The organism is Streptomyces sp. LUP47B, from assembly GCF_001746295.1.
In the GTDB taxonomy this organism is placed as follows: domain Bacteria; phylum Actinomycetota; class Actinomycetes; order Streptomycetales; family Streptomycetaceae; genus Streptomyces.
On record NZ_MJAH01000005.1, the window covers coordinates 418,829 to 430,105 of the forward strand.

Genomic DNA, 11,277 nt, shown 5'->3' on the forward strand with positions numbered 1-11,277 from the left:
GCGGCCGGGCGATGCGGTTCAGCGCAGGTCTGCGCCGGCCGGGCGGTCGTCGACGTCGTGGGTGCCGTCCGTGCCGTGAGTGCCGTCCGTGTCGTGGGTGAGGCCCGTGCCGTGAGTGCCGTCCGTGCCGTGAGTGCCGTCCGTGTCGTGGGTGCCGTCCGTGTCGTGGGTGTCGCCCGTGTCGTCGGCGTCGTCGATGTCGTCGGTGAGGAAGCCTCCCGACTGGTGCTGCCACAGCTTGGCGTAGGCGCCGTCCGAGGCGAGGAGTTCCTGGTGGGTGCCCTGCTCGACGATCCGGCCCCGGTCCAGGACGACGAGCCGGTCCATGCCGGCGACCGTGCTCAGCCGGTGCGCGACCACGAGCGCGGTGCGTCCCTCCATCAGCCGCCACAGGGCTTCCTGGACGAGGATCTCGCTCTCGGAGTCCAGCGCGCTGGTCGCCTCGTCGAGCAGCAGGATGGGGGCGTCACGCAGGATCGCCCGGGCCAGCGCGACGCGTTGGCGCTGGCCGCCGGAGAGCTTGACGCCGCGTTCGCCGACCATGGTGTCGAAGCCGTCCGGCAGCGCGTCGGCGAACTCCGTGACGTGCGCCGCCCGGGCCGCGCGGCGGATCTCGGCGTCGGTGGCGTCCGGCCGGGCGAAGGCGATGTTGTCCCGCAGCGTGCGGTGGAACATCGCCGGGTCCTGCGGCACATAGGCGATCAGACCGCGCAGGTCGGCCTGGCGCATCCGGCTGATGTCCTGACCGCCGACCAGGATCCGGCCCGCGTCGATGTCCATCATCCGCAGCAGCAGCCGCGTCAGCGTGGTCTTGCCGCCGCCGGACCGGCCGACGAGACCGATCTTCGTCCCGCTGGAGACGGCCAGGTCAAGGCCCTCGAAAAGCGGTTTCCCTCCCCCGTGGGCGAAGGTCACCTGCTCGAAGCGGACGTCGGCGGGTCCCGGCCGCACGGGCTGAGGCGACACCGGGTCGAGCACGGTCGGCGGCACCAGCAGCAACTCGGTGAACTGCGCGGCCTCCGTCATCGAGCTCTCCAGACGACGGTAGATCTGGTTGAACTCGAACATGATCTTCGTCGCGTTGGTGTAGTACGTGAAGGCGACCACCACCTCCTCCACCCCGTGCCTGCCCCCGCCGAGCGCCACCGCGAGCAGCAGGCCCAGGACGTTGGTCAGCGCCCACATCGGCGCGACCAGCGTGTCGATGCGCAGGTTGCCGTAGTCCCACGACTTCAGCGTGAGCCGGCGCGAGTGGGCGACGCGCCTGCGGTGCTCGGCGGCCTCGCGCCGCTCGGCGGCGAACGCCCGGACCGTTTCCATGTTCATCAGGCTGTCGGCGACATGCCCCGACACCCGCGCGATCGCCTCCTCGCGCCGGTCGACGAGCGTCTGGCGGCGACGGATGAGCGGCGCGGCGCACAGCGCCGTCAGCGCGATCATCGCCAACAGCCCGACGACGAGCAGCGGTTCGTAGCGCCACAGCACGACAGCACCGAACAGCAGCGGTACGAGGCTGCCCACGACGTTGAAGGTGAGGGTGTCGGCGAACTCCTCGAAGCGAGAGGCGAAGCTCAGCACCCGCTTGGTCAGCGCTCCGGCGAAGTTGTCGTGGAAGAACGCGGCGTCCTTGGCGAACAGTTCGTCCATGCCGATCACGTACAGGTGCTCGATGCCGAGCGCGTCGACGCGGTTGAGGCAGTGCAGCCCGATACGCCAGGCGCCCTCCGCCAGCAGCATGACACCGGCGAAGCCGAGGACGTACGGCAGCGTCGCGCCGACGCCGATGCCGGGGTCGCCGGAGATACGGCCGACGAGCTTGGCGACGAGCAGCGGCGCGATGTAGTTCAGACCGATGTTGCCCAGCGCCGGCAGCAGAACCGCGGGCGCGGTGAGGCGACGGAGCCGGGCCAGCTCCTGTCCGTAGTAGCGAAGCGCGAGGAGCACGGAGCCCCTGCGCGGCGTGGCCACGCGTGCTTCGGTTAATCCCATTCCGATCCTGGGGTCGCTGGTTCGTGCAGGCCAGGGAAGGGGAGTGTCCCGCGACGGTCCCACCGGCGTCCAAGCGTTTTCCGGGCGGACAACGGGCGCGGATGCCATCTGTCCATCCCTGACACCGCGAGAAGGGTTCAGCCCATGAACTTCAGGATGCAGCCGACCTCCCAGGTCGACGAGACGGCCACCATCGGTGACGGGACGACGGTCTGGGAGCTGGCCCAGATCCGGGAGGACGCCCGGCTGGGCAGCGGGTGCGTGGTGGGCCGGGGGGCCTATGTCGGCCCGGGGGTGCGGATCGGCGACAACGTGAAGCTCCAGAACTACGCGCTGGTCTATGAACCCGCGGTCCTGGGTGACGGGGTGTTCGTCGGCCCGGCGGCCGTCCTCACCAACGACTGCTTCCCCCGTGCGGTGGACCCGAAGGGCCGGCCGAAGCGCGGCGGCGACTGGGAGGCCGTGGCGGTGGAGGTGGCCGAGGGGGCGTCGCTGGGGGCCCGTTCGGTGTGTGTGGCGCCGGTGCGCGTCGGCCGGTGGGCGCTGGTCGCGGCGGGCGCCGTGGTGACCGAGGACGTACCGGACTTCGCGTTGGTGGCCGGAGTCCCCGCGCGCCGGATCGGCTGGGTCGGCCGGGCCGGCGTCCGGCTGGTCGGACGGGACGGCGAGCCGGGCGGCTGGGAGTGCCCGGAGTCCGGTGCGCTGTACGACGAGACGGACGGCCGGCTCGTCGAGCGCGCATGACGCCTGACGACGGCCGCCGCGGTGGCGGTGCCGCCGATGTGACCGACCGGCCACGGCTGCCTGCGGCGTCGGATAACGTGTCGACCGTGATCACGGGCGGGATCGAGGGCAAGGTGGCGCGTCGACAGCGAGCGCGCGGTCACTCGCTCCGCCGACGCGGTCAGCGTCCTGTCGCCCTCCCGCAGCGACGGCAGGGCGGCGAGGTGGTCGCGTGACCGGCCGGCCGGCGCCCGCGGTGCTGCCCCCGTCGCTGCGTGCGCGGCTCGGGCTGATCGCGGCCCTCGCCGCGCTGGTGGTCGTCGTCGTCGCGGTCATGTACGCCGGCCACAGCCAGTCCGGCAGGGTGGACAGGTGGATCATCCCGCCGACGGCGGACAGCGTGGGGCCGCCGTGGCGGTACGTCGCCCTGACCCTGGACTTCCTGGGGGAACCCGCGGGATCCGCGATGGTGATCGTGGCCGCCGTGACGGGCTGCCTGCTGCTTCGGCGTCCTCGCGCGGCCGTACTCGTGGTCGCCGGCGCCGGCCTCGCCGTGGGAACGGCGACGCTGCTCAAGCACGTGGTGGGACGCACCATCCACGGCCCGGGCAACCTGTCCTACCCGAGCGGACACACCGCCTTCCTCACCGCGCTCGCCTTCGTCGCGGCGCTGCTCGCGACCGAACGGCTCGGCCTCGGCCGTACGGCAGGCACGACACTCGTGCTCGCCGCGGCGCTGGTCGCCGGCGCCGCGATGGGATGGGCGGAGGTCGCCCTGGGCGCGCACTACCCGACCGACGCCCTCGGCGGCTGGTGCACCGCGCTCGCGGTGGTACCGGCGACCGCCTGGCTCATCGACCGGATCGCCGACCGGCCGGCCGACGCCGGTCCACGGGCGCGCCGCTGACGTCCGTTCACGCCAAGCGGCGGAACACCGGCTTCACCGGTCGTCCGGCCAGCCAGGGGGTGGGGTCGGCGGAGTCCAGCGCCTTCCGGTACACCGCGCACGCCTGTGCCACGACCTCGACGGTGCGGTCGATGTCGGCGTCGCTGAGCGCGCTGCTCACCACGAACGACGGCGCCAGCACCCCGCCCGCGAGGAGCCGGCGCAGGAACAGCGTGCGGTACTCCTGCGAGGGCTGCAGGTTCTCGTCGAGGGTGGCGAAGACCAGGTTGCTGGCCCGGCCCCGGACGACGACGTGATCGCCGACGCCCATGCCGGCCGCCGCGTCACGGACACCGGCTGCGAGCCGCTCGCCGAGGGCGTGCAACCGCGCGGTGACGCCCTCCTCGACGTAGGTGGCCTGCACGGCCATCGCGGCCGCCAGGGAGTGTGTCTCCGCGCCGTGCGTGGTCGACAGCAGGAACACCCGGTCGCCGGAGTGACGCAGTCCGCCCGGTTCCATCACTTCGCGCCGCCCGGCCAGCGCCGAGACGGCGAACCCGTTGCCCAGCGCCTTGCCGAAGGTGGAGAGGTCGGGGACCACGCCGTACAGGCCCTGGGCGCCCGCCTCGGACCAGCGGAAGCCGCTGATCATCTCGTCGAAGATCAGTAGGCAGCCGTGCCGGTCGGCCAGTTCGCGCAGGCCCGCGAGGTATCCGGGCGGCGGCTCGTTGTGGCCTGCGGGTTCGAGGATCAGGCAGGCGACCTCGTCCTGGTACCGCGTCAGCAGCGCCTCCGTGGCGGCCAGGTCTCCGTAGGGGAACCCGACGGTGAGCTCGGTGATCGCCGCCGGAATGCCGGCGGACATCGGCGTGGTGCCGATGAACCAGTCGTCGACGGAGAAGAACGGATGGTCGCCGCAGATGGCCACCCGCGGGCGCCCGGTGACGGCGCGGGCGAGGCGTACCGCGGCGGTGGTGACGTCGGAGCCGTTCTTCGCGAACTTCACCATGTCGGCGGTCGGTACCGTGGCCAGGAAGCGTTCCGCGGCCTCGAGCTCCACGATGGAGGGGCGGACGAAGTTGCTGCCGCGGTCGAGTTCCCGCCGCACCGCCTCGGTCACGCGGGGGTGGGCGTGGCCGAGGCTGACCGACCGCAGGCCGGACCCGTACTCGATGTAGCGGTTGTCGTCGATGTCCCACACGTGGGCACCGCGGCCGTGGCTGATGACCGGGGCCAGGTTCTCGGGGTACTGGTCGTCGCCCTTGGCGTAGGTGTGCGCGCCGCCGGGGATCAGGGCGTGCAGCCGTTCGTTGGCCGCACGCGACCGGGGCAGTTGGAAGTCTTCGCTGTGCAAGCCGACTTCACCCTTCTATGTGCTTGAGGATTTCGGCGAGGCTCGGTGCCTCCCGGTCCCGCTGGGACATCGATGTGGCCGGCAGTGGCCAGGGGATGGCGAGGTCCGGGTCGTCGAAGGCGATCGTCACGTCCTCGGCCGGATCGTGCGGACGGTCGATACGGTACGAGGTGTCGGCGGTCTCGGTAAGCGCCTGGAAGCCGTGCGCGCACCCCGCCGGGATGTACACGGTCTTCTGCGTCTCGCCGGACAGCTCGAAGAAGGCCCGGCCCAGGTAGGTGGGCGACTTCGGCCGCAGGTCCACGACGACGTCGAAGATCTGCCCGTACGAGCACCGCACCAGCTTGGCCTCGCCGGCGCCGGAACGCAGGTGCAGGCCGCGCAGCACGCCCCGGACCGACCGGGACAGGCTGTCCTGGACGAAGGCGTGCGGGTCGAGACCCACCGAGCGGACCACGTCGACGTCGAAGGTGCGGCAGAAGAAGCCGCGTTCGTCGGCGTACGGCGTCGGCTCGAAGAGGAACGCGCCGGCGATCTCGGGGACTTCGGTCGCTTTCATGGAGCCTTCCGCGGGGCGTGGGTGTTCGCGGGGAACAAGGTCGTGGTCAGGGCGGTGAACTGCTGGGCGAGTTGCTGTGCGACGACCTCGTTTCGCCCGGACAGGGTCTGCCGTAGGTCAGCCGAGTGCTTCTCCAGGTCCCGGAACTGCTCGAGCAGCCGGTCGGCGTCGACCTCGCGTGCCGGGTGGCAGTACGCGCCGAGGCCCATCCGGTCCATGAGCGCGTTGCTCTTCGCCGCGTAGCAGACGGCGAGCACGGGTGTTCCGGTCCGCAGCGCGCAGATCAGGTTGTGGTAGCGGACGGCCACCACCGTGTCGGCGGCCGCCATCTCCTTCATCAGGTCGGCCAGGGAGGCCTGTTCGGCCGCGGTGACCAGCGGTGAGTCGACGGCGTCGAGGATCGCGGCGACCACCGACAGATCGCACTGGTCGCCCGTGAGCAGCCGGACCGGCCTGCCCTCCTCGACCAGTGCGCGGACGAACCGGATCGTCCCGTCGAGGTAGCGCCGGTATATCTCCTCGGCCCGGGCGCGGTCGTCGTTGCTGCCATGGAAGTCCATGACACCGACGCAGACCGGGCCCGGCGAACCCGAGGGCGCGCTCGCCCGGGGCGCGGGCAGCGAGAACGCGAGGTCCGGGTAGACCTCGTCGCGCGCGGTGTCCACGCCCATCGCCCGCATCGCGTCACGGGACTGGGTGTCCCGGTACGACCGGTACGTGGCCAGCCGCGCCGACCAGCGCATCAGGGCCCGGGTCGGCCGGTTGCCGATCTCGGCGGCGCCTACGCTGACCAGCGCGACCCGGGTGCGCAGCAGCCGGCCGCTCGCGCAGAGCAGGAACAGCGAGTACGGGAAGCCCCACGGCCGCAGCGGCAGCGTGGCCTCCAGGACGCCCATCCCCGGCACGATCACCACGTCGTGCCGGCGCGCCCAGGCGGCGGTGCGGAACACGTCGACGAGTTTGCCCACGCCCTTGCCCACGATGGCCGCCGCGCGTGACGCGGTCCGGTACTCCCCGCGGTACCAGTGCAGCCGTGTCGCGGGGATCCCGAACCGGGCCGTGACGGTCTCGGCTCCGCCGCACAGCGCGTCCACGACCGCCTCCGGATGCTCGGCGCGGAGGTATCCGAGGACGGCCTCGAGCGATCCGTCGTTGCCGAGGTTGCCGGAGCCGAGCAGGCCGAACACCCCGACGCGCACCGGGGTCTCGTCCGTCGACGTCATGCCCGCCTCCCCTCACGGCCGGCGACCAGGGCGTCGACGGAGACGGTCAGCTTGGCCGGGTCGACCGGGGCGCGGTCCTCGACCCGCTCACCGGCGCCCGGCCGGACCCGGCTGGTCATCCACGCGCCCAGGTGGCGGTAGCACTCACGCCGCTCGGCCGCGGACAGCGGGGCCCGCCGGATCGCCGAGGCGAAGCCCCAGACGTACTCCGCCAGCAGCCGGGGAGTCGGGTGCAGCAGGCCTGCCCGACGCGGGTCCAGGTTGACGCACCGGGAGCGCTTGGACGGGTTCGCCCGCTCGGCGCGGGTGGGGTGGTCGCGGCGGAAGTACAGGAGTTCGGGCACCTGGTGGAAGCGCCCGTGCAGGGCGATCTCGGCGACGAACGTGCGGTCCGCGTGGTGGTAGCTGTCCATCGGCTTCACCCGGCGCAGCGCGTCGGCCCGGATCACCCCGTAGAAGTCGTCACCGCCGGGCTCGAACAGCAGGCTGCGGAAGCGCTCCGGTGCGTGCGGCGAGCCGGTGGCGAGCGTGTACTCGTACGGAACCGTCACCTGGCCGTCGGCGTCGATGACCGCCTGGTCGGCGTGCGCGAGGATGACGTCCGGCCGCTCGTCCAGCGCCTCGACGCAGCGCCGCAGCAGATCCCGGGCGTACAGGTCGTCGTGCGAGGCCCACTTGAACAGCTCACCGCGGCACTCGGTGAACACGTAGTTGTGGTTCGGCGTGGCGCCGACGTTGCGGGGGAGCCGGATGTACCGGATGCGGGAGTCCTGCGCGGCGTACTTGCGGCAGATCTCCTCGGTCCCGTCGGTCGAGGCGTTGTCGGAGACGACCAGTTCGAAGTCCGCGTAGGTCTGGCCGAGCAGGGCGTCGAGCGACTCGGCCAGGTACTCCTCGCCGTTGTAGACGGGCAGGCCGATGCTCAGCCGGGGTTGAGCGGTCATGGGGTCCTCACTTCGGGGACGGGGTTGTGGTGGCGCTCGCGCCGGGCGGACCGCAGCTGCAGCCACCACACGGCCGAGCCGCTGACGGTCGCGGCGGCGACACCCCAGGCCGAGCCGACCGTGCCGGCCACGGCCGCCCCGCCGAGCCCGCCGCTGACATAGCAGGCCGAGGCGAACAGCTGGGTGCGCAGGCTGCGCCGGGCCGCGCCGAGCGCGCGCAGCCCGGCCGCCGCGCCGGTGCCGAGGCCGGCGCCCGCGACGCTGAAGGTGATCGGCGCGATGAGCTGCGAGGCGGAGTGCCAGACGTTGCCGAGCGCGAGTTCGCCGAGCCGGTCCGGCATCAGCAGCAGCGCCCCGCCCCAGAGCAGCGCGGCGGCGGCCTGTCCGCCACCAAGGAGCAGGCAGAACTTCCCGAGTCGCTGCGGGGCCTGTCGCAGCACCCGTGCCGCCTCCGGGACAGTGACCAGCGACAGGCCCATCAGCACGGCGAGGAACGGACCCATCAGGAGCTCGGCGCCCCGCACCGCGCCCACGGCGCCGATCCCGACGATCGCGCCGAGCCCGTACGCCCGCAGCTGGCTCGCGCCGCTGAGGCTGACGTTCTCGACCAGGTAGCGGTAGCCGAGATCGCGCTGTTCGCGAAGCCACCCGCGCGCCTCGGTCATCCGGGGCCGGATGCCGGACTGGACGTAGCCGTAGCCCGCCGCCACCGTGGCGGACGCGCCCCAGGCGAGCACGAAAGCGGCCACGCTGCCCATGCGGTCCGCGACGACCATGGCCGGGACGAGCGCGACACCCCACACGACGTCGTTGACGAACGCCTTGCGCCCGGCGCCTGCGGCGAAGAACGAGAACCGCCAGGCGTCCTGCAGCAGCAGCCCCGGCAGCATGACGCCGAGGCAGGCGAACGCGGGCCCCAGCCGGCCGCCGAGAGCGAGTCCGACCGCCAGACACGCGGCACCTATGGCCGTACCGACGCCGAGTGCGGTACCCGTCGACCGGGCCACCGCCCCGCGCCAGGACGCGTCCGGCACACCGCTGAAGCGCACCACGAGCGGGTCGGTGGACAGGCCGCGGGAGACGTTGAGCACCACGCCGTAGGTCACCCAGGCCAGGCTGAACACACCGAACGCGGTCACCCCCAGCGAGCGGGCCACGTAGATGCCCACCGCGAAGTTGGACACGCTGGAGGCCGCCTGGTCGGCCAGTCCCCAGGACAGCCTGCCGACGAGGGCACGCTTGGCGGACCGGGCCGGTGGCGCCGCGGTCTGCGGATTCTCCCCCTCGACGGGCATCGACGTCATGTCTTGATCAGCCCGGCCTCGTGAAGGGCGTCGGCCGCGTCGGCGACGGCGCCGAACGGCAGCCCGGACCGCTCGGCGACGTCCAGCAGACTGTGCTCGCCGTCGGAGAGGTTGAGCACCCAGAGCATGGCCATCTGGGCCTGCTTGGTGTCGCTGCGGCCACCCACCGCGTCGTACAACCCGCGCCGGCCCAGCTGTGGCTCGCCGTAGGGGCTGAGGTTGACGTACTGCCGGTTGCGGTCGAGGACGGCGGACGCCTCGCGGCAGACGGCCAGGGTGTCCGCCATCGACTGAGGGGAGACGAAGTCCAGGTTGTCCGCGGAGGTGTGGTACTCGGGGTAGCCGGCGTACGGGGTCCGGGTGAGGGAACCCACCCCGAGGTTGAACCCGGGCGAGCAGTACTGCCGCTCGTCGTAGCCGTACGGAGTGAACTCGGTGATGTGGTGCGGGCGTTCGGAGGCGGCCAGCACGTGCCGCAGCACCCGGTCGATCTCCGCGTCGCCGCGCCTGCTCTGCTTGTACGTCAGCCGGCCCGGGTCGCCGGCGCAGGCCAGTACGAGCCCGTGCTTGACCCGCTCCACCCGCTCCGCGTTGCGGGCCAGCCAGGTGATCGCCCCGATGGTGCCGGGCGCGAAGATGAACCGGTAGGTGTAGTACGGGTTCTGCTCCGCCAGCGCCCGGGCCAGGAAGGTCGCCACCGCGATGCCGGCCAGGTTGTCGTTGGCCAGCGACGGGTGGCAGACGTGGCAGGAGACGATCACCTCGTCGGCGACCTGCCCGGGCACGACATGCTCGGCGTAGGTGAGGTGACCGTCGGCGAGGGTGGAGTCGATGCGTACCTCGTACTCGCCGTCCGGCATGGCGTCCAGGGTGTCCTGGGCCAGGCAGAACCCCCAGTCCGGCTTGTAGTAGCTGGTGCGGTACGGCACCCAGGCCGGGTGGTCCGGCAGGGTGTGCAGGTGTTCGCGCAGTTCGGCCAGCGGCATGGTCGCCGACACCGGCACGCTGTAGCCGAGCACGTGCAGGCTGGACGCGGCGAAGTCGACGACCCGGTTGCCCGAGGCGTCGGCGACGTACGCGTCCCGGATGTTCCACTCCTGCGGCACCGTCCAGTCGAGCACCTGCGTGCCGGTCGGCACCTCGTGCACCTGCAGCGGGATGTACTCGCCGACGATGTCCAGGGTGGCGCGCACGCCGTCGCCGGTGATGCTCCGGCAGAGCGGGTACAGCCGCTCCACCAGCGCGTACATCTCCTCGCCGATCTGGGTCACGGGCGCCGCCGCAGGGTGTCGTCGACGGTGCCGGCGTCGGAGGCCGCGCGGAGCACGGCGAGGCGGGTGAAGCGCTGGTCGAAGTCCTCCTTGGTCAGCCCGAACTTCTGGTAGGCGTCGGCGAGTTCGAGTGCGCCGCGCTTGACCGACCACTCGATGTCGAAGCCGGGGACGGCGGCGCGGAACCGGGAGAAGTCCACCCGGTAGGAGCGCGGGTCGGCCCCGTTCTCCCCGGTGATCCGCACCTTGGAGCCGGGCACCGCCTCGGCGACCTGCTCGGCGATCTCGGCGACCGTGACGTTGTTGGTCTCGCTGCCGATGTTGAACGCCCGGTCGTGCACCGCTTCGCGCGGCGCGGTCAGCGCGGCCGTGAAGGCCCGTGCGATGTCGGCGGCGTGCACCAGCGGGCGCCACGGGGTGCCGTCGGAGAGCACCAGGACCTCGCCGGACAGGAGGGCGTGGCCCACCAGGTTGTTCAGCACGATGTCGGCGCGCAGCCGGGGCGAGTAGCCGAAGGCGGTGGCGTTGCGCATGAACACCGGGGTGAAGTCGCCGTCGGCCAGTGCGTGCAGGTCGTCCTCCACCCGCACCTTGGACTCCGCGTACGGGGTCACCGGGCGCAACGGGGCGTCCTCGCCGACCAGGTCGTCGCCGCCGGCGGCGCCGTAGACCGAGCAGGTCGACGCGTACAGGAAGCGTCGCACTCCGGCGTCGCGGGCCAGCCGCGCCAGCCGGACGGACGCGTGGTGGTTGATGTCGTAGGTGAGGTCCGGCGCCAGCGATCCCAGCGGGTCGTTGGACAGCGCGGCCAGGTGGATCACGGCGTCCACCCCGGCCACGTGTTCGGCTGTGACGTCGCGGAGGTCCACCCGGGGCCCCGGCGGGTCCGCGGGCTGCTCGCCCAGCACGCAGTCGGCGAACAGGCCGGAGTCGAGGCCGACGACCTCGTGCCCGGCGGCGGTGAGGACAGGGGCCATGACGGTGCCCAGGTATCCCTGGTGTCCGGTCAGTAGTACACGCAAGG

Annotated in this window: 10 protein-coding genes; 2 read left to right on the top strand and 8 right to left on the bottom strand. The window is 72.2% G+C overall.

The features are described 5' to 3' along the window. Window positions 1–18 precede the first annotated feature (18 nt). Window positions 19–1,989 carry an ABC transporter ATP-binding protein gene (locus tag BFN33_RS18010; RefSeq protein ID WP_088245351.1) on the bottom strand — a complete coding sequence of 657 codons (1,971 nt, stop codon included), beginning with the start codon at window positions 1,987–1,989 and terminating at the stop codon, window positions 19–21. 144 nt (window positions 1,990–2,133) lie between these two features. On the opposite strand from BFN33_RS18010, the gene BFN33_RS18015 reads away from it, so the two are divergent. Continuing rightward, complete coding sequence (locus BFN33_RS18015; RefSeq protein ID WP_069761077.1) at window positions 2,134–2,733, top strand: acyltransferase; 600 nt, start codon at window positions 2,134–2,136, stop codon at window positions 2,731–2,733. Between the two features lie 211 nt (window positions 2,734–2,944). Beyond that, window positions 2,945–3,619, top strand: coding sequence for a phosphatase PAP2 family protein (locus BFN33_RS18020; RefSeq protein ID WP_069761078.1), 675 nt, complete (start codon window positions 2,945–2,947; stop codon window positions 3,617–3,619). Between the two features lie 7 nt (window positions 3,620–3,626). Here BFN33_RS18020 and BFN33_RS18025 read toward each other — a convergent pair whose 3' ends face one another. The 7 genes from BFN33_RS18025 to BFN33_RS18055 are packed head-to-tail and all read right to left on the bottom strand — an operon-like array spanning window position 3,627 to window position 11,275. Then, window positions 3,627–4,952 carry a glutamate-1-semialdehyde 2,1-aminomutase gene (locus BFN33_RS18025; protein WP_069761079.1) on the bottom strand — a complete coding sequence of 442 codons (1,326 nt, stop codon included), beginning with the start codon at window positions 4,950–4,952 and terminating at the stop codon, window positions 3,627–3,629. Window positions 4,953–4,959: 7 nt separating this feature from the next. After that, the gene (locus tag BFN33_RS18030) at window positions 4,960–5,511 is read right to left on the bottom strand and encodes a dTDP-4-dehydrorhamnose 3,5-epimerase family protein (protein WP_069761080.1); all 552 of its coding nucleotides are present in this window, start codon (window positions 5,509–5,511) and stop codon (window positions 4,960–4,962) included. Then, window positions 5,508–6,734 (bottom strand): polysaccharide pyruvyl transferase family protein, encoded by a 1,227-nt coding sequence (locus BFN33_RS18035; RefSeq protein WP_069761081.1) that lies wholly within the window; start codon window positions 6,732–6,734, stop codon window positions 5,508–5,510. The genes BFN33_RS18030 and BFN33_RS18035 overlap by 4 nt, the downstream gene beginning before the upstream one ends. Next, a complete protein-coding gene (locus BFN33_RS18040; protein WP_069761082.1) occupies window positions 6,731–7,678 on the bottom strand; it encodes a glycosyltransferase family 2 protein in 948 nt (315 codons plus the stop codon). The genes BFN33_RS18035 and BFN33_RS18040 overlap by 4 nt, the downstream gene beginning before the upstream one ends. Beyond that, window positions 7,675–8,982, bottom strand: coding sequence for a hypothetical protein (locus BFN33_RS18045; protein WP_069761083.1), 1,308 nt, complete (start codon window positions 8,980–8,982; stop codon window positions 7,675–7,677). Before BFN33_RS18045 ends, BFN33_RS18040 begins: the two co-directional genes overlap by 4 nt. Then, window positions 8,979–10,232 (bottom strand): DUF4910 domain-containing protein, encoded by a 1,254-nt coding sequence (locus BFN33_RS18050; protein WP_069761149.1) that lies wholly within the window; start codon window positions 10,230–10,232, stop codon window positions 8,979–8,981. The genes BFN33_RS18045 and BFN33_RS18050 overlap by 4 nt, the downstream gene beginning before the upstream one ends. A 17-nt stretch (window positions 10,233–10,249) precedes the next feature. Next, entirely contained in the window at window positions 10,250–11,275 is a 1,026-nt protein-coding gene (locus tag BFN33_RS18055) for an NAD(P)-dependent oxidoreductase (RefSeq protein WP_069761084.1), read from the bottom strand. Window positions 11,276–11,277 lie beyond the last annotated feature (2 nt).